Genomic DNA, 18,902 nt, shown 5'->3' on the forward strand with positions numbered 1-18,902 from the left:
AAAAAAGACCTACGGATATCAAGAACGGGACGAGCAGCAGCGTCAGGCTTTCCGAGAACGGCTGAAAACGAAAACGGTCGAACAGCTCGTCTACGACGGGTGTTGCAGGCATTGACAACCGAGATGACTATCCCTATGGCTACAGCTCCGTTGGACAACGATTTTACGCTCTCAAACCTGGCAGCCGTACTGAGCGTGTCAGTTGGATTGCAGCGCTACGCCAAGGGAAAGTGTTTGCACCGATGACAAATGTTTGCTCCTGTAACCGTAACTTATTTGAGATGTGGTTAGAGCAGTGTCTTATCCCTCAATTGCGACCAGGCGATGTTATCGTCATTGACAATGCAAGTTTTCATCACTCCCAGACAATTGATGAGATTGTAGCAGAGGCTGGATGTGAGTTGTGGTATCTTCCCCCATATTCTCCAGATTTGAACAAGATTGAGCCTTGGTGGTTTGTCCTGAAGAATTGGATGCGACAACAATGGAGTGAATTTGACAGCTTTCGTGATTGTGTTGATGCTGCCTTTAAACACTGTCCTAACGTGTTTCCGTAGCGCTATATCCCTCTTTTGTCACTTTCAGGAGAGTAAAATTTAGAACCTGCGTTAGATAAGGCTTTGGGCAAAACGGCTACAAATCAACTCCGATATTAGAAAACAAAGGGTAAAAGATATACAGTACAAGCTTTTTCAAGTTTTAGTTTGTTTTTTCTTTACTCAGAGTGACAAAAGAGGGATATTAGTGAAAAAGCTGGGGAACTTGTAATTGTAATATAACTGTCGTGGTTCTGTCGGTGCAGCATCAAGCACACAAGCAACTACAGAGTTCTTGCATACGTCGAGTCCTACAACTCGCATTGTGTATTCTCCTATTTATTTGCGGTGAGGCCTTTTTACCTAGCTATGCAAGCCTGCGAATCACCCATAGGCACGAGCGCCTAATTCACTTTTAAGGCGGGTTCCGAGCGACGAATCGCCCAGGCATAGTAGGGACTATCGCGCCTTCCACCACAAGCGCCTATGAAATCGAAAAGGCAACGAGCGCCTACTTCACCATTGAGGTCTCATAGTGGTGGAATGCTTGCTAGTACGCTTTGGTTTGGACCCAAGCCGCGACACCGGATCTCTTTGCGGTGTTTCGCCAGGGGGTCAATCTGGCTCGTCAGGCGGCTAATAATCGTCTTCCTCGTAGTAAGGCGGCAAGTCGCCCCAACGAGCATCCCAAAAATCATCCCCGTCAAGAAACTCCTTCCCTGCTAGTTGCTCTATGCTTCCAGGCATCGACACCATAAACAGATAAGAGGCGACTTGCTGGAATGCCTCAACGCTGTTGCGCTCTAAGTTTTGCCATAGGTGGCAATTATTGATGTAAACCGTCCCACAATAAGAAAATTGCACGAGACATTGATCGTAGTGCCAGCGCGAAGAATCGCCCCAATCTTGAGGTCTTGAAAAACCTAAAATTGGGGTTTCTACGTCGATGCCCTCAACGTCAATTTCATAAAGGGTGTAAATGTTGTGGACTTCAATTGTTTCCATGCGTATCAAGTGCCTAAACTTGGGTGCGGGAATATAGCCTAAACCAGGCTTCCATCAACTTCGTTGCATCTTTGTCTCGGTAAGTAAAGGTATCACCATTTATCCAAGTAACTTTAACTAGCGTTTTTGGGCCATATTCAACCTCAACAGAACGAATTTGAGCCAAATTGAGCCAATGGTCGCCTTGTAATTTGCAGAGGTACATAGGTTAGAAATTATCTGCGGGAACATTGTCAAATAAAGGGTTATGTTCGTCCGGGAAGGGACTGACTGGGGCATCTAATTGAAATTCGACAAAGGCTCGTAACTGCTTAACCGCCTCGATTACGCATTCGTCTTCAACAACTGTGGCAGTTGCTTCTAGGCGCTCGGATTCGTAGTTACCCAGGTTTTTGACTTTCTGGTAACTGATGGATTTAATAATCATGGGTTTTTATTAGTAAGGAACGAGGTTATCTAGGCGCTGTTGGACGCGAAGCTTTGCGAGCGCGCTGGCGCTATCGCGCGTTTCTCCTGGAAGCGCGGCTAAAACCATCTCCCGCCAGTTTTTGGGCATGGGTACAACTTCAACATCGGGTAAATTGGCAACGGTGAATATCTTAGGGCTGTAAGCGGGGGCTTCTGGCACAAAATTCTTATACCATTCCTCTTTTAAACACTTCAAAAGCCACCCGGTAGCGCTCTTGATTTCTTTGCCTTTAGCGATGGTTGCTTTGTAGTAACCCAAGGCGGCGCTTACTTGCTCTAGGCTAAAATCCTTCAGCGATTGAGCGATTGAGGTAGGAACGGCGATCGCGCACTTCTCAATTAGTTTGATTTTTTCATCGGTGGATGAATCCTTATCAATAACGAGGGGCGATATTGTGGGCGCGGGCAACGAAACCACCGCCCGTTTCTTTATCGGCTCATTGATGAAAATATGCTTTATTTCCAGCCCGTTAGTAGTGACCAATTCCCAGGTGGTGGAAAGCCTTTTGAATTTGCGTCTAAGTTCTCCGCATTCGAGTATCCAGCCACCAGTCACGCGAGATAATGCCATGCCGACATCTAGCTTGAAGACTCGGTTTGCCCTGGGGCGGACGACTGGGCTTATGTCCTTGGCACGATTGATAATTGTCTTTTTTTCCCTAAGTTCGGCTTTTAAGCGTTCGTTCTCCTCTAATAGTTGGCGGTAATGCTCTCGTAAAACTTCGGCGTTTGCTTCGGCTCTTGTTGGTTTCATTAGTCCTCGCGGTGGTAAGAGTGGATGATTTCCTTAATTACTCGCTCACTTGCACCGATGATTAGTTTTTGTTGCTTGACCTTTGCTTTTAGTAGATCGATGGTTACTGCCTGTTCATTGCATCTTGATTGCAGGCTTTTTCTATCTGCCCTGAGTTCATCAATCTCTTGTCGCAGCCATGCGATTTCTTTTCCTCGGTGGTTACATAGCATCAATATGGTTTCACCTTCACCCCCTAAACTTTCGGTGCGATCGCTCTTCTGATTGGTTTGCACAAATGTTCTCCTATTAGTACAGATGTTTTCCTCTTGACCTATTACTGCCAAATGCGATCGCTACGACTTACGGCGGCAAGTGTTGGAGTGAGAAACTGAGACAAAAGGACAGGCATCATACTTAATTCTCTTGGCGGAGGCATCCAGTAAATGCCTGTCCTTTTATGTCGTCTATCAATATGAGCTTACGCATATTTCATTAAGTTATCAATGCGTATACGCATATCAATATACAATGGTTAGAAAGAAGCAAAGCGAAAACCCAGATGATATGCCAGTACTGCGACGTTTACGGGAGGTTGCTGGTTTAACTCAATCTCAGCTTGCAGGAAAGATACCTGACAAGACCAGAACGAAAACGCTTAACCAGTCAGTTATTAGTAGATGGGAGAGTGGAGAGGATGAACCAGAACTGACTATTCCTCAGATGAGGGCTTTGTGTTCTGCTTTGGGAATTCCGTTTGAAAACTTACCCGATGACTTTGGCCCACCAAGTCGTCCAGCCCAAACCGAATAAGCAAACCAAAAGCCGCCCAAACTTACTACAGTTTGAGCGGCTTCGGTGAAATATCTAGCGTACACCGCTTACAAGTATGGCAAAAAAGCGCACCCTTTCTGACCTAATCCGAGACGAAGTAGAACAGTAATCGCTATTTAATATAGATGCCTATGAGGAGGCTGATGGCTCCGATTGGGTAATAGATAGCTGTTATGGAGCAACCTACGATTTACCAACAAAACCAAAAAAGGGTTCGTGCGTCCCCTTCATTAAACCAACGCACGAACCAAAATCCGCGCAATGGGTACAAACATACTGGGTCTCTCGTCGCGGCACAAAACATGAGTATTTTAGATTCTGCTACTTGAAGCAAAACGGCGTAATTGGTTCGTGCGTCCGGGTGCATATCCCCGGTGGGAATACAAAAAGCGATCGCGCCTTATTGCTAAAAGAAAAAGTAGATCGGGCGATCTCACAGGGCTTGTATCCCGCCCAAATCATTACTTTGATCCACGGCGTAAAGCTACTTGCTGTGGCAGTGGCTCCGCGTCAGACATCGCCTTAAATTTGATCAGGCATTCGTACTTGTTCTCGCCTCGTTCGTCCTTGCCAACACACCTACTAAACCAAATCGCCGCCCCAAACTTATTAGAGGAACTGCGGCGCAGATAGATATGTTTGCGCCAAAGAATCGTGCTTACCCCGTCGCTGTCGTAATCAGCCACCACAGCGCCGATAGATTCCCAATCCATTGTCGCAAATTTATCAAGAGCAAACTGATAGTTAGGAGCCGCCTGGGGAGGAATCATGTGTTCCAGGGCGATCGCAATTCGAGATAGCGATTCACTAATTAACTGCTGCAATTGCAAGTAGGTTTGAGAGTCTTGGGGAGTCATAGCTACAAATTGAGCAATATCTTTAAATTGTCCAGAAACTAAACGGGCGACAACTAAGCCCATTTGATAAGCCAGAGGTACAGAAATTTTCATAATAGTGCTAGTGCCTTAGTAATGCGATTAGGGTCAGCCTCGATATAACGGACAAGAGCTTTAGGATCTTTGTGTCCAGTGAGTAATTGAATTGTGTGCAAATCTACCCCAGCTTCCCAGAGGCGAGTAATAAAAGTGCGCCGCGTCCAATGGGTGCTAAATCCTTTATGAGCAAGGTTGCATGACTCCACCGCACCGCGAAATAGCAAGTCCGCCGCTCTAAGCGTGATGTGAGTACCGGGACAAATGCGGCTTTCAAACAACCATCCATTATTATTCGTGGGCTTATTCGCGCTTAACAGTTCGTGCAAAGCGGGATGAACAGGAACTTGCCGCGCGTGTGGCGCTTGCCTTTGGTATCAGCCTTGCGAATGCCCGCCGGGAAAGTAATTTCTCCTAGAGGATTGCCTACGCCATCAAAAATATCTTCTATTTTTAGTTGAACAATCGCCCCCCAACGCTCTCCCGTAAATCTGGCGATATCGAGCAGCAACTTATATTTTTTACTTCTTAAAGATTTGCGGATTTTTTGATATTCAATTTCCGAAATAATAGCAGCTTGACCGTAACGATTATTTTTCAACTATCCGACCTTCTACTTTTAGCTAATAATTAACTTATTCTTTTGTCTAATTAATGGTTAAAAGTGGAATAAATCAGAGAATAACTATTAATTGAAAGTAAGTCAACTACAGCCTGTAATTAGGATAGAGCGCCATCAGTAATCTTCATGATTTCCATAGAAGCCGAAGTTTACGCCATCTTTATAAAGGAATAAGCTGGAAAGCAAATCACTAATTTATTGCTCTATAAAGTTATGACTGCTCTAGTAGTTTCTACCGATATCCCCTCGAACATTAATACGCTCGAAAAACTAGCCGCTTGGGTAGGATTAGCCTTAGAGGATGTTTTAAAAGTTATAAAGGGTAAAATTTTCTGCCAATCGTCTCACCATAATTCGGAGCATGGCAAGGTAGACAAAGGTCTCTGCCGTTTCAGGGAGTAGCTCGCACGTCTTTGTTTAACCGCCGACACCAAGTCAGCCCTGCGAAGGTTCGCTCCACCACCCAGCTAGGCAGTAAGACAAACTTCTTGCACTCTTGGGGTCGCAGGACTACCGGCACAGTCCAACGGCAAGAATCCATCACCCACCTAGTGAAAGGGTTGCCGTCAAAACCAGCATCAACCCAGATCCTATGCAGGCGCGATACGGCAGTTCCCATTTGTTTGACCTGATTGAGTACTTGTTTGCCACCATCACGCTCACCGACACTAGCTGCGGCGATCTTTGCCCGTAATCCTAAGCCCAGGGTATCCACTGTCAGGAAGCGTTTGCGTCCCCTCACTTTTTTACCCGCATCCTATCCTACCGCTTGACTTACCAACGCCGCACTTTTCACCCTTTGACTGTCTATAATCGCTTCTGATGGACTCGGTTCTCGCTCCGAGGATACTCTCATCCATGCCCTTAGCCCGTCATGCATCTTCACCCACGTTCCCTCTTGGCGCCAGTTACGGAAATAAGTGTAGACTGTCTGCCAGTTTGGGAAGTCCCCTGGTAAGGCACGCCATCCACAGCCCTCACAAAGCACATAGAATATAGCGTTGAGAATGTCCAAAATATCGACTTCACGCTTGCGACCACCGGGTTTTTGGGGTGGTATTAACCCACTAATCAGTTCAAATTGTTCTGGGGTTAAGTTACTAGGGTTTTCTTTACTCATAGCTCTCAATGGTGCTGTATCTAAGTATTTACAGCTTACGCCCTGAGAGCTTTTTTTACTGCTTAACCGACTTTTCAAACATCCTCTTAGAAATTGTCGGTGGAGTGCCACAAATAATCGGCAACTGGGAAGCAACCACAGAACCCGGCAACTACTATACCCGTAACCCAATGAATAGCGGGGGCGCGGCGCGAATTAAGTTCGGGCAATATACCTCGTGGCGGGTTGGACTTCACGGAAAGGATCGCCATGAAGCTTTAGTCCAAGTGGCTCCAGTGTCGGTACACCGCGACTTTAACAAGGATTTTAAACGCACAGGCGATCGCATTACGACTGGTTTATACGGCATTAACCAGCACTGGGGCTACGATTTGCCGCTTAACAATATCAGCACTGCTTCGGCGGGTTGCCTCGTTGGTAGAAGCCACGGCGGTCATAGAGAATTTATGAATTTGATTAAGACGGACTCACGCTACAGACAAGATCCGTCTTTCATCTTCACCACTACAATTATTCCCGGTGACGAACTAGCAAAACTATTTCCTGGGGATTCACCATACAAAAAATCTATGACGGCAAGGCTACTTCTACAGAATACTTAAATCGCTTCCCCGTTGGCGGCGATAGTGCAAAAAAACCTCCGCAGCGACTACTTTTGCCGATAATAATTCCAGACGCGGCGCAATTAATTCTGTAAATCCTTCTCCATCTACAGGAGTAGGGGCATTATTTCCCCCCAGTAGCAACGGACACACCGTTAACCACAATTCATCAATCAAATCTGCCGCCAACATTGCCGCTACAATCTCACCGCCGCCTAACACTGCTAAACGCTTTAAACCCATTGCTAAGATTTTTTCTAGGGCATTAGTCAAATTAATCTTACTTTTGGTAGTTTCGCAGATAACAATTTGTTCAAACTCTGAGGAATTTTGCCAAGGTTTTGCACCCCCAGTTGTGGTTAATAAATATCGGGGTACAGGTTGGCGAAAAAAGGATAATTGGCGATCAATATTTCCACTACCAGAAACTACTATTTGAACAGGTTGCGGGGGTAACAATTGCTGGTATCTTTGTTGTATAAGTTGTGGCTCACAGATACGTATAGTCGTGCCGTAAGCTCGAAGCGTACCTGCGCCGAATAAAACAGCATCGGCGGCGGCAACTTGCTGTTCTAGGTGGTATTTGTCGGCTGGAGACGAAAACCGAGCAGGCGATCGCGCTTTTGTCGCAATTTTGCCATCGGCGCTCATTGCCAAAACAACAGTAGTATAAGGTCGATTGTCAGGTAGTATCATCGCGCAGACTTAGTTTGGAACCAAAAAGACACTTGTACATAGATAACAGCTTTTTCCCAAAGAGCAGTATATGATGACAAATGCAGATATTATTTATACCCTTTACAACCTTAAAGTAGTAAGTAGCGGCTCTCAAACCAAGATATTTTTAAAATTGGTCTGGAGAATTAAGGCGCTCAAGCTGTAGATATCAGAAATATACAAAACCTAAAGAAATGCCCCGTCGTGAGTAAGCCGAAAGAAACCAATGTCAGCACTGTTCTCTTGCATAGTTTTAGGTTTTGTTTTTCGTTGAGGACATTGTTATATGGTTAAGCTCAATCAATCCTCTTTTCGTCGCATTCTACTGTCGAGAATATTACTTCTGAGTTTACCAGTTTTGTTAATCGGCGAAGTAGTAGCATTTCGCCAAGTCCGTTCTAGATTGCTAGAAACATCGCTTCAGCATCTTAATGTCAGCGCCAGGGAAAAAAGTAAACAAATCAGAGCGCAAATTGCCACTATGCAAACAACAATGCTGTTAGCAAGTCAAATTACAGCGCTCAAATCGGGTTCGCCGACTTCAGTTAGACAATTTTTAGAAAAACTCCTGCTTCAACTCCCAACTCATATTAAGTGCCTTCAACTTACAAGCTTGCCAGACGATAAACTAATTGCTAGTACCTGCAAAAGTCGCTATCGGGTCATGAAACAAGAATTGTGGTCACAGCAAGGGGATTTGCTTTACGAAGCGCAAAATATTCAGGTTCAATCGGTATTTGCACCCTCATCGCCCACTACTGCACAAATGCAGCTAATATTATCGGCTCCTGTATACAACAGTGCGCTTCAACGGCGTTATGTCTTGACAATGCAATCAAGTTTAAGCAGCAGTCAAAGTAATACTCGCCAGCCAGCTAATTTTATGCTGGCAGACTCTACGGTAATAATTGCCGAAAATGGCACAATTATCGCCCATCCAACAGTCGAACTTGTAGGAAAAAATATTAGTCAACAGCCAAATTCCCTGCTATGGAAAAAGATAATTAGCAATGCGATCGCGCGGCAAAATGATGGTAACTTAAATAATTTCTCCTTTACCCAAAATGGCGACACCTTCCTAGCCAGCTACAAAGCTATCGATAGCCCAATTTCTACCGAACGGGGACACTGGATAATACTCGCTGTAACACCCCAAAGCATAGCTCTACAAGGCTTGAAAGAAATTAAATTAATTTTATTTTTACTTACTCTCAGCTTACTAGGTGCGAGCTTATTAACAGCCCTGCGTTTAGCGCGGGAATTGGCAGAACCTTTAGAACAACTAGGTAACTACGCCCTCAAGCTGCAAAATTACCATGAAGTAAAACGGATGCCCCATAATTTTAAAATTAGGGAATTCAATCAATTAGCTTCCGCTCTCGATTTGATGGTAAAACGGTTGCAACTGTCCGCCGAAGAACTAGAAAGAGCTTGGACTGAAGCAAAGGCTGCTAACGAAAGTAAAAGCAATTTTTTAGCCACAACTTCTCACGAACTGCGAAACCCCCTCAACGCCATCATCAACTGCATTCGTTTAGTTCGAGAGGACTACTGCGACGATAAGCAAGAAGAAGCGGAGTTTTTAGAACGAGCCGAAGAAGCGGCAATTCACTTACTAGGCATCATCAACGACTTGCTCGACATTGCCAAAATTGAATCTGGGAAGCAGTCTTTAGTAATGGAAGAACTAAACCTAGAGCAGATATTGCAGGAAGTAATTAGCTTACAGAAAATCCACATTCACCAAAAAAACTTGCAATTAATCGTCTCTAAAAGCTCTGAGCCAATTATAGTTAAAAGCGATCGCGCTAAGTTAAAGCAAATCTTAATCAATGTAATTGGCAACGCCGTTAAGTTTACGGAAATTGGCAGCATCAGCATTAAAACTCAAATCGAACCACAAACCAGTAGCAATGACTGGCGAATTAGCATCATTGTTGAAGATACAGGGATAGGTATTGAGCCATCCCAGCAATCTAAACTATTTCGTCCTTTTGGGATGGCTGATGACACAACAACTCGAAAATTCGGCGGTACAGGGTTAGGCCTTGCCATTTCAAGAAATTTAGTTGAACTCATGGGCGGGAGTATTATGTTGTGTAGTGCAGGCATTGACCAAGGAACAACGGTAGCAATTTCTTTACCTTTAATTAAGGTTGTCGTAACCCAAGAATTGCCAGCAATCAAAACACCCTTAATTGCTACTCCCCCTGCTGGCTCAATGTCCTAAAAGCAACTCTAGCGGCGGCTTGTTCGGCGGCTTTAATTGAACGTCCTTTACCCTGCCCCAATTGCCGATCTTGCAGCCAAACTTGAGCGCTAAACCGCTCGTCTGGCACTTCAGAACGATGCCCTTGAGGAGTTTCAATTACCCGATACTCTGGTAATACTTTGAAATGTCCCTGAGTCCATTCTTGCAAGGCAGCTTTGTAATTTAGTCGCGCCGGATCGCTACGAATTTCTGTAGCTAATTGAACAAAATGCGGATCGAGCCAAGGTCTAATTAGTTCTAAAGTATGGGTACTCAGGTACAAAGCCCCTAATACAGCCTCAAAAGCATCGGCTAACCTTGACTGCTGCCCCTCTTTGTCGCTGCTAGTTACCAGTAAGTAAGGTTCAAGCCCATAACTAATTGCTAAAGAAGCCAAAATGCGATCGCTCACCAATACCGAACGAATTGCCGCAAATTCTCCCACTTTCCAATCTGGATAAACTTCCCACAACACCTCTGCCGCCACTAGGCGCACTACCGCATCGCCGACAAACTCTAATTGTTCGTAATTTGCCACCGCCGAGACACTAGGATGAGTCAGCGCCAAATCTAACAATTGCCACTTTACTTGAGTAATACTTGGAACTCCTAAAATTTGCAGCAAGCTTTCTAACTGCTTTTGGCGAGGCGGATAACTCAATTTCGTCATGGAAGTTGTTTAGCAGGAAATTTCCGCAAATTGTCTATATTATTGGCATAGTTTAATCGACTTCTAGAAAATTAATTAAAGACTCCGCCTTTTCTTTGCTCTCTATGGATTTACCGTTAATTTATCATCCTGACTATGTTGTCCCGTTGCCCCAAGCTCACCGTTTCCCCATGCCCAAGTTTCGGCAACTGTACGAACTATTATTAAACGATAAAGTTGCCCAAATAGAGCAGTTTTTTATTCCCGAAACTCCATCCCAACAACTGATTGAGCTAGTTCATACTCCCCAATACGTCCAAGCTTATATACAAGGAACTTTAGATGCTAAAGCCCAGCGTCGGATTGGTTTACCTTGGAGCCCAGCTTTAGTTAAACGCACAAATATCGCCGTAGGTGGCACAATTTTAACAGCCAAACTCGCCCTAAAATATGGTTTAGCTTGCAATACGGCGGGGGGTACTCATCATGCTTTTCCAAGTTACGGATCGGGCTATTGTATTTTTAACGATTTAGCGATCGCCTCTCGCGTTATTCAGCATCTCAATCTTGCTTGCAAAATCTTAATTATTGACTTAGACGTACATCAAGGTGATGGTACGGCGTTTATTTTTCAAAATGACGACAGCGTATTTACTTTTTCGATGCACTGCGAAGTCAATTTTCCTGGTACTAAACAAGTTAGCGATTTAGATATTGCGCTCCCGGTAGCAATGGAAGATGAGGAATATTTACAAACTTTGGCTCATTATCTAACCGATATCCTCACGGCTGTTAAGCCCGATTTGGTGTTGTATGATGCGGGGGTAGATACTCATATAAGCGATCGCTTAGGCAAATTAGCCATGACTGATACCGGGATTTTTCGCCGAGAAATGCAAGTATTATCTACCTGTATTGCGGCTAGATACCCCATTGCCTGTGTCATTGGTGGCGGTTATGCTGACGATCTTAAGAGCTTAGTGTATCGTCACTCTTTGCTACACCGCGCCGCTAGTCAGGTTTATCGTCAATACAGCCTTTAACACTATTTCTTACAGCAAAGGGCATGGAATCACCATACCCTTTGCTTTAACCCGATATTGAGAAACTTACCCCTACGGAATATTTACTTGAGGAGAATTTGTAGGTATTCCACTACTGTCAGGATTCTGCATCACATATTTATCTTTATCTACTGGCACTAAAATGTAAGCAGTCTGAGTTTCGGTCGGCTTTTGCGTACCCTCTACTGGCTGATTTTCTGCCTCTGATACTGATTGGCTGGCAGCATCTACCGTACTTCTGACATTTTGGCTCACACTTTCACTAGCACCCTTAATTACATCGGCTGTCCCTTTAACAGTGTAATTAACGCTTTGAGCAGTATTTTTAACTACATTTACCGTGCCTTTCAAATTTTCGTTGACTTCTTCTGCTGTACCTTTAACAGTCGTACCAACATCTTTAAGAGTGTAATCTACATTTTCCGCTACATTTTTGACGGCATCGCCCACACCTTTTACTGTTTTGCCTACACCTTCGGTTGCACCTTTAACGGCATCGCCCATACCTTTTACTGTATTGTTTACGCTTTCAATCGTAATTTTACTTGCAAAGGCTGCTGCCGCCGCGCCCATCAAAGCCCCAAAAACTGCACCAATGCCGATTGTAGCTAAGTTATATCCCTTATCTGTATTTGGTTCAACCTGATCTTGAGCCGTAGCTTGATCTTGTGTAGTTACATCTTTATCTAGCAAAATGCGATCGCTCATTTTAATTATCTCCTTAAGGCTAAAACTATCAAATTATTGTCAGCAGACATTTCTTAACTAAACAAGTTGCACTTTCTGTCGTTCTATTTGCTAACCTTTTCTATCTTGGCAGCAAATAAATTCTCAATTGAGCAACTGTTGATTACAATCTATTTGTAAGGCGTGGAGTTTGATTTACTTACAATTTAAAAGTAGTTTTTTATTGCTCCACGCACTTAACCCTACAAAAAATAGGTTTTTAAGTTTGAGGAAAAATCGTTATTGCTTAGGTTTAGTATCAATAACATTCGCGATCAAAACTTAATCATTAAAATCAGAGTTTTGCTCGTTATATTGATTTGCTTGGTCATAATCTTGACTTGGTTGATTCAATTCTTCTGGCATAACGCTTTCTTCAGAATCTACATTTGGCGCAGATTCAACAATTATTGTGCGCTCAATAATCCGCTCTTTTTCTACAGGAATTAAAACATAGGTCGTTTGAGGTTCAAATTCTTGGTCAGCAGGATTAACATAGTCAGCAGTTTGCTTTAACTTATCTGTAACGCTTTCTAAAGATTTTTTAGCCCCTTCTGTGGTATCTTTAATTGCATCTACCACCGGATTTACTAAGCCTTGATTGACACCCTCAGCTACGGTTTTTGCTGCTTCTCCTACGCCTTTTGCGGCAACATTAACACCTTCACCTACGCTTTTTACCGCATCCCCAACGCCTTTAGCAGCAAGGTTAGCGCCTTGAATGGTTTTTTTATTCGACAACGCCGCCGCTAACGTTCCTAAAGTTGCGCCCAGGAGTCCACCAAGCAAAACTTTATTTAAGTTGTTACCTTTTTGACCTTTGGATTGAAGCGGATTATCAGAACTTTTTTCTCTAGGCATGGAAGCACCTTTAATGCTTTCATTTTTAGGTAATTCAGTACTTATTTTTTTACTTACGGCTCTAATATAAAATTGACCATCTGTAGCAGTGCTATCATTTTTATTTTGCTGGTTCATAGCTGTTTGTTCATCTAGTTTCATGACAATTTCTCCGTTGTTGTAAACTACTTAGATTGTTCATTTGTGTGATTTCTGTTTGAGAAACATAAACCTACAAACTTTAGCATCTATACAATTGCAGATTTTAAGAAGGGGAAAAGCTTTGCTATTGCCTCAATACTTGCTTCAAGAATGCTGGTTTTTTGCTTCTCTTTTGTAATCTAACAATTGCCGAACTCTAACTTCACTAGACTAAAGATGTACATTCTCCAATTCTTAGTCTTTCTTTAGTTGTAATTTATTGAATTTAATTTAAGCCACTTATTTTTGCTTGAATAAATTTTTGATATGTTTTATTGCTAATTAACCTTAAACAGTAATTCTTAGGTTCTCTAAAAAGTAAATATTAGGCGCTCAAAGCAGCGAATGGGAAATAAACGTCCAACAACTCAATTTAATGCTAAATTTGCCTAATTATCTAGCTAAAACTACGTATTTGCGATTAATTGCTGCGTTTAGAGTTAACCAATTGCTAAAATGCGAAGCCCTGCGTGCGCGCTTGCGCGATCGCACGTCCCGCCAAAGATTATAAAAATAGATGATAAAATTGAAGCTTGTCAGCCAAGGCAAAAAGTAAGTCGAACAGTGTAGTAGTGTATTACTACTTTAGACAAAGGTTTTGTTCTAAAGACAGATGAAGCATTTTGCTAGGCTAGATACAATTTTTAAAAACAAAAAAAGCCGAGGAATAATCTGTGCTGCTATCAAAAGGCTTTGAAATTGAAATGTATACGGGAACGCACCAAGGCGATATTGTTGGTCTTTCTGACCAAATAATAGCCGCCGTTGACGGTTATATGCGCGAACCCGATAGCCGCAATGTAGAATATATCACCCCCCCCTCTACCCAATACGACACTCTATTATGTGACTTGGTGCGACCTCGGCAACAGTTGCGAAAGTTTTTACAGCGCCTAGGTAATTACACTCTTATTCCTGGTAGTACCTTATCCTTGGGTGGTAGCGAAAATTTTTATAGATCCGACCCTCAGAACCCCTACCATACCTATATTGAGCAGACCTACGGCACTAAAGTTGTTACCGCCAGCGTCCATATAAATATTGGCATTGACGACCCAGAGTTATTAATGCAAGCTTGTCGTCTTGTGCGGGTAGAAGCACCTTTATATCTTGCCTTGAGCGCTTCTTCGCCCTTTTTAGACAGCCGAGTTACTGGGTATCACTCTACTCGTTGGGGTCTATTTCCACAAACTCCTACAGATGTCCCTTTATTTACCAGCCACGCCCATCACATCGAATGGGTAGAAGCCCAAATCGCCGCCGGGACTATGCAAAATGTGCGTCACCTGTGGACTTCTGTGCGCCCCAATGGCGATCGCCGTCCTTACGATCTCAATCGTGTAGAATTGCGAATTTGCGATTTAGTCACGAGTCCTATTTCCTTACTAGCAATTACTGCCTTAATTGAAGCTCGTCTCTGGCAATTGCTCGAAAATCCGGGACTAGATCCACTTACTAACAGCATCTTCTCCCCTTCAGAGTTATTAGAAGTAACTAAAAACAATGAAATTGCGGCGGCGACAAGTAGCCTAGATGCTCCCTTAACCCACTGGCAAGATGGTAGAAGTATTGTTGCTAGAGATTGGATTGAAGAAATTTATGCCCAAGTATGGGATATCTCTAAGCAAAAAGGTTTTAGCTGTTTTCTCTCTCCCTTAGCAAAGCTGCTCCGCGAAGGTAATGAAGCCCAGCAGTGGTTAAGATTAAACTCTTGCGGTTTCGATCCTCGGCAAGTGCTGACTTATGCTCAAGTAGCGATGGCAGAGCAAGAATTAGAACTAGAAGATAAGTTATGTCCGTCTTTGCTTGCTTAATTTCTCTCCTATCGGCTTTTGGCTAATAAAATGTCAACTTATCTTGCCAAAAGTCAGATTAAAGCTTCGGAATACCTAATCAATCAAATAACTAAACTAAATATTAATTAAACCTATATAAAAATTATAGGTATGATGTCCATCATAATTAGTATCTCCGGTGCAATACAAGCCTTAAATGCCTCAAGTTGTCTTAATTAACCCTCAAATTCCTCCCAATACGGGCAATATTGCCCGTACCTGCGCCGCAACTTGTACACAACTCCATTTAGTTGCCCCTTTAGGCTTTGAAATTAGCGATCGCTACCTCAAACGTGCTGGCTTAGACTACTGGCCCTATGTAAACCTCCACTATCACGATTCCATTGATGCTTTTCAGTTGTACCAGCAGCAAAAAGGAGGGCGCACTATTGGCTTTAGCGTCAGGGGCAAAGGTAGTTATTTAAACATTCAATTTCAAATAGACGATTGGCTGCTTTTTGGTAGTGAAACTGCTGGGTTGCCCCCAACGCTTTTAGCTTCTTGTCAAGAAACAGCCTACATTCCTATGAGCCAGCCGGGAGTAAGAAGTTTAAATCTATCGGTAAGCGTAGCTGTAGGTTTGTTTGAAGCTTGTCGTCAAGTTGGATTGCTAAAATAACCCTAATTTTCTTCGTAAAATTACGGCTAACTTCAGGGTTTTTAAGGTTGATTAGCGCTGATTATACCTGCTTTTAAGAAATTTATTTAAGCCTTTACTCTTAACACAGTGATTAGATACTTTGCCACCCAAAGCATGATAAGAAATTCCTATATTAATTGAGCAAGTCTGCTACTATCTAGCGTCAACTTCTGCGATTTTAATTAAACTAATTGGCAAGATAAATAATTAACCAATGTCATAGCTAGTATAGGCTTGAGCAGCTTGATATTCAAAATCGTTAATTTGTGTTGGCAAAAAATAATTTGCTCATCGCCCTTGCTTTTTAGAGAAGTTATTAGCTAACTTTGCAGTGGTATTTTAATTAATCAAAGTACGTTGAACGTGAGGTTATGTTACAAAATTTTGCTTAATCTTAGCGCAGGACTGCAACGATCGCCTATGCTAAATCTTTGGGTTTGGGTAAATCTGCTCCCTGGGGCGATCGCCCTAAAGAAATCTCACCCTAGTAGTTACTCAAGAGCGATGATAATTACTTGATAGCCAGCAATTAATATTTACTTGCCAAATTTTCAAGTGTTGAAATTTTTTCAAATTGGTGTAAACTTGTGTAAATTAATTAATTATTCAAAAGATATGAAGTAAATTATGTCGGTTGGATGATGACGAAAACAAAATAGTAGTATTGTAAAAGCGAGGCGATTGTTGATTAGATAAATCAACAGCAGTCAAGCAAAGCGTGTTTCTAGGAGGTCGTTTTTGAAACGAACATCGACTAAAAAAATTAAAGGTTTGCCCAGTTGCAAGATGAGTAAGAATGCACTGGAAAAACAATTACAGCCAAAGGTGCGGGTATTTCGGACATCGGCAGCCATCATTGGTTTAACAGTATCGGTAGGAACGCCAAACCTTTTACTGACACAAGCGGCACAATTGCCACAGGTAAGTAGCTCATCAACGCAGGGCGAAGTCAGCGCCCCAGAAATAGTACAAGTAGTACCGTTAGTAAGCGCATTGCCTATAGAAAGACCTCAAGTAGTGCCATCCACGCCTTACAGTACAGCCAAAAAAGCTATTGCACCGATTTACAATCATCCGGCTCCTGTGGTTGAATCCAGCGCCCCAAAAACAAAGTTTACAGTGCTACAGCCCTCTGAGGAGTTAGTATCCCAACCTCCCGTGGCTAATAGAAGTCTTGCTCTAAGACTTCGGCAACATCAGCAGGAAAGCACTTTAGAGCGCACCCAAGCCTTATCGTCCATAACTGCAAGCAATGCACAACAAAACTTCGCGCCAATTAAGGCTACTAGAGAAGCAGAAGTTGTTCAAAATCGAGCAATAGAGATTGTCCCCAATCAAATAGTTGTCGCTTCTAGCCCCTCAGAAGTGCGATCACCCCTTAATGTAGAAGCAAATAGTGGTTGGACAGCAAAGCAAAGGCTGCTAATAGATGGCTTAAAAAGTAAAGAAAATTCTAGACCTTTAAACAATCCTGTAGTACAAGTACCTAATAATACTGATTTAGCGCCACCAGTAACTACCCTTAGCCAACCAGCAGTAGTTGCAGCCCCGAACCTCGAAGGGACGTTACCAAAAAACATTGGGAGTCAAGCCTTAGTAGCAGCAACTAGCGACCAAAGCCGGGAATTTGCAGCGCCGCTACAAGCAGAAGTAATTGTATTACCGCAGACACAAAGCAATCACGACTTAGCTACTACGCCAACAGAGGTTGCCGCAGCAGCACCAGGCGATCGCACTGCAACAGAGCAGTTAGCAATATCGCGATCGCCAGGATTTGTCCCGCCAGCGTCGGTAGCCCCATCCGCAAATACTACCTCTACAGAAGTAAAAGCCGTTGACGAGCAACAAATAGCCACCCAGGCGCTACCGGAAGCAGTAGAAAATTCTTCTCCCGTTAAAGAAATAGTAACTAGCGTCAACGAACCAATTATAGTAAGTGCCACAACATCAGAGTATCAAGTAAAACCAGGAGATACGCTGATAACTATTGCTTCAGCCCATCGCCTATCTTTGCCGGAAGTGGCTAAATTTAACCATTTGTCCGATCCTGACTTGCTGCTAGTAGATCAAAAGATCAAGATCCCTAGCTTAACTAGCATGACACCTCAAGCAAACGTTGCCGTTTTACCACCAATTGAAAAAGTAGAGCCAACCGCACAGACAAACAGTTTACCTGTGGTGGCGCTGCCATCCGTCGCTAAGGTGCCGCTTGTAGCTACGGCACAAGAGGTTGTACTTACAAACCCACCCGCACCAGCTTACACTGGTGTAGGCGGGAATACTCCTGGTGAAGTAGAAGCAAAGCCACTAGAGCCAACAGCCCTAAATGACCTGCAAGTGCAGTACGCCCAGAAACTACAAAACGACGTACAGAAGCTAAAGCAAAAATACCATGCTCAAAATAGCAGCAACCCTATAGTGCTAGTACGGGCGGTAAAAGGCGAATCACAACAAGTAGTTAGACCTAGCGCGAAGTTAGATAACGAACCGATCAATCCAGACTTTCAAGTTGCTCAAACCTATCAAGACTTAAAACCTGTAACTCAAAAGCAATTAATAAATAGAGTTAATTACTCGGCTCCAGCTAGCGTTAGAGGTAGGGTAGCTACCGCTCCTGTAAGTGGAGATAATTCCAACGAATCTTTTCCTGCACGGCAAGTTATTCCAGAGTTGCCCCCCTTAGATCCGGCTATGAACTACCTGCCTCAGCCTAATGGGGGAGCTCCTTTAAACGGTTATATCTGGCCAGCACGCGGTGCATTAACATCTAACTACGGCTGGCGCTGGGGACGAATGCACCGAGGAATTGATATTGCTGCCCCTGTAGGTACGCCCATATTTGCCGCCGCACCGGGTGTAGTAATTAAGTCAGGCTGGAATAAGGGAGGCTACGGCAACTTAGTTGACATTCAGCACGCTGACGGTACTTTGACCCGCTATGCTCACAACTATCGACTTTTGGTGCAGCCTGGTCAATTTGTAGACCAGGGGCAGCAAATTTCCCTAATGGGTAGCACGGGGCGCAGTACAGGGCCTCACCTCCACTTTGAAATACGTCCTAGTGGCAAAGGTGCAGTTAATCCTATTGCTTTGTTACCAAAGTCTAGGTAATTGGAAATGGGGAATT

19 protein-coding genes and 2 pseudogenes are annotated in these 18,902 nt (G+C 43.4%); 8 read left to right on the forward strand and 13 right to left on the reverse strand.

The features are described 5' to 3' along the window. Positions 1–557, forward strand: a pseudogene (locus C7B70_RS05545) (IS630 family transposase); the annotation flags it as partial. A 615-nt stretch (positions 558–1,172) separates the two neighbouring features. Here the strand turns inward: C7B70_RS05545 and C7B70_RS05555 are convergent. From C7B70_RS05555 to C7B70_RS05575, 5 genes are read right to left on the reverse strand one after another with little or no spacing between them, the layout of a single operon-like run. Beyond that, complete coding sequence (locus C7B70_RS05555) at positions 1,173–1,541, reverse strand: hypothetical protein (protein WP_106368074.1); 369 nt, start codon at positions 1,539–1,541, stop codon at positions 1,173–1,175. Between the two features lie 13 nt (positions 1,542–1,554). Further along, entirely contained in the window at positions 1,555–1,746 is a 192-nt protein-coding gene (locus C7B70_RS05560) for a hypothetical protein (RefSeq protein ID WP_106368075.1), read from the reverse strand. 3 nt (positions 1,747–1,749) lie between these two features. After that, positions 1,750–1,968, reverse strand: coding sequence for a hypothetical protein (locus C7B70_RS05565; protein ID WP_106368076.1), 219 nt, complete (start codon positions 1,966–1,968; stop codon positions 1,750–1,752). 9 nt (positions 1,969–1,977) lie between these two features. Next, a complete protein-coding gene (locus C7B70_RS05570; protein WP_106368077.1) occupies positions 1,978–2,763 on the reverse strand; it encodes a hypothetical protein in 786 nt (261 codons plus the stop codon). Next, positions 2,763–3,038 carry a hypothetical protein gene (locus C7B70_RS05575; protein ID WP_106368078.1) on the reverse strand — a complete coding sequence of 92 codons (276 nt, stop codon included), beginning with the start codon at positions 3,036–3,038 and terminating at the stop codon, positions 2,763–2,765. The genes C7B70_RS05570 and C7B70_RS05575 overlap by 1 nt, the downstream gene beginning before the upstream one ends. Before the next feature lie 235 nt (positions 3,039–3,273). Here C7B70_RS05575 and C7B70_RS05580 point away from each other — a divergent pair, with 235 nt between their 5' ends. Then, positions 3,274–3,555, forward strand: coding sequence for a helix-turn-helix transcriptional regulator (locus C7B70_RS05580; RefSeq protein ID WP_106368079.1), 282 nt, complete (start codon positions 3,274–3,276; stop codon positions 3,553–3,555). 482 nt (positions 3,556–4,037) lie between these two features. Here the strand turns inward: C7B70_RS05580 and C7B70_RS05585 are convergent, their stop codons facing one another. From C7B70_RS05585 to C7B70_RS05595, 4 genes and pseudogenes are all read right to left on the reverse strand, one after another. Next, positions 4,038–4,526, reverse strand: a complete 489-nt coding sequence (locus C7B70_RS05585; RefSeq protein WP_199192083.1) for a single-stranded DNA-binding protein — start codon at positions 4,524–4,526, stop codon at positions 4,038–4,040. After that, positions 4,523–4,837, reverse strand: a complete 315-nt coding sequence (locus tag C7B70_RS26865; RefSeq protein WP_199192084.1) for a tyrosine-type recombinase/integrase — start codon at positions 4,835–4,837, stop codon at positions 4,523–4,525. Before C7B70_RS26865 ends, C7B70_RS05585 begins: the two co-directional genes overlap by 4 nt. Further along, on the reverse strand, positions 4,822–5,109 hold the full coding sequence (locus C7B70_RS26870) for a hypothetical protein (RefSeq protein WP_199192085.1): 288 nt from the start codon (positions 5,107–5,109) through the stop codon (positions 4,822–4,824). Before C7B70_RS26870 ends, C7B70_RS26865 begins: the two co-directional genes overlap by 16 nt. Positions 5,110–5,436: 327 nt before the next feature. After that, a pseudogene (locus C7B70_RS05595) lies at positions 5,437–6,250 on the reverse strand (IS5 family transposase). Positions 6,251–6,258: 8 nt separating this feature from the next. On the opposite strand from C7B70_RS05595, the gene C7B70_RS05600 reads away from it, so the two are divergent. Next, positions 6,259–6,852, forward strand: a complete 594-nt coding sequence (locus tag C7B70_RS05600) for a hypothetical protein (RefSeq protein WP_106368080.1) — start codon at positions 6,259–6,261, stop codon at positions 6,850–6,852. Here the strand turns inward: C7B70_RS05600 and C7B70_RS05605 are convergent. Further along, complete coding sequence (locus tag C7B70_RS05605) at positions 6,838–7,548, reverse strand: dihydrofolate reductase family protein (protein WP_106368081.1); 711 nt, start codon at positions 7,546–7,548, stop codon at positions 6,838–6,840. The genes C7B70_RS05600 and C7B70_RS05605 overlap by 15 nt on opposite strands. Before the next feature lie 307 nt (positions 7,549–7,855). Between C7B70_RS05605 and C7B70_RS05610 the strand changes: the two genes are divergently transcribed. Beyond that, positions 7,856–9,799, forward strand: coding sequence for an ATP-binding protein (locus C7B70_RS05610; protein ID WP_106368082.1), 1,944 nt, complete (start codon positions 7,856–7,858; stop codon positions 9,797–9,799). Here C7B70_RS05610 and rnc read toward each other — a convergent pair. After that, positions 9,771–10,490, reverse strand: coding sequence for a ribonuclease III (gene rnc, locus C7B70_RS05615; RefSeq protein ID WP_106368083.1), 720 nt, complete (start codon positions 10,488–10,490; stop codon positions 9,771–9,773). The genes C7B70_RS05610 and rnc overlap by 29 nt on opposite strands. Before the next feature lie 104 nt (positions 10,491–10,594). Between rnc and C7B70_RS05620 the strand changes: the two genes are divergently transcribed. Further along, positions 10,595–11,512, forward strand: coding sequence for a histone deacetylase (locus tag C7B70_RS05620; RefSeq protein ID WP_106368084.1), 918 nt, complete (start codon positions 10,595–10,597; stop codon positions 11,510–11,512). Between the two features lie 72 nt (positions 11,513–11,584). On the opposite strand, the gene C7B70_RS05625 is transcribed toward C7B70_RS05620, so the two are convergent. Next, positions 11,585–12,241 (reverse strand): hypothetical protein, encoded by a 657-nt coding sequence (locus C7B70_RS05625; RefSeq protein WP_106368085.1) that lies wholly within the window; start codon positions 12,239–12,241, stop codon positions 11,585–11,587. Between the two features lie 300 nt (positions 12,242–12,541). Continuing rightward, a complete protein-coding gene (locus C7B70_RS05630) occupies positions 12,542–13,261 on the reverse strand; it encodes a hypothetical protein (protein ID WP_106368086.1) in 720 nt (239 codons plus the stop codon). Between the two features lie 713 nt (positions 13,262–13,974). Here C7B70_RS05630 and gshA point away from each other — a divergent pair. The 3 genes from gshA to C7B70_RS05645 all read left to right on the forward strand — a co-directional run bounded on the left by gshA (position 13,975) and on the right by C7B70_RS05645 (position 18,886). Further along, positions 13,975–15,114 (forward strand): glutamate--cysteine ligase, encoded by a 1,140-nt coding sequence (gene gshA / locus C7B70_RS05635; protein ID WP_106368087.1) that lies wholly within the window; start codon positions 13,975–13,977, stop codon positions 15,112–15,114. A 178-nt stretch (positions 15,115–15,292) separates the two neighbouring features. After that, complete coding sequence (locus tag C7B70_RS05640) at positions 15,293–15,754, forward strand: tRNA (cytidine(34)-2'-O)-methyltransferase (RefSeq protein WP_106368088.1); 462 nt, start codon at positions 15,293–15,295, stop codon at positions 15,752–15,754. Positions 15,755–16,561: 807 nt separating this feature from the next. Next, positions 16,562–18,886, forward strand: coding sequence for a LysM peptidoglycan-binding domain-containing M23 family metallopeptidase (locus C7B70_RS05645; protein WP_146134009.1), 2,325 nt, complete (start codon positions 16,562–16,564; stop codon positions 18,884–18,886). Positions 18,887–18,902 lie beyond the last annotated feature (16 nt).

This window comes from Chlorogloea sp. CCALA 695 (assembly GCF_003003885.1).
Taxonomy (GTDB): Bacteria; Cyanobacteriota; Cyanobacteriia; order Cyanobacteriales; family Chroococcidiopsidaceae; genus Aliterella.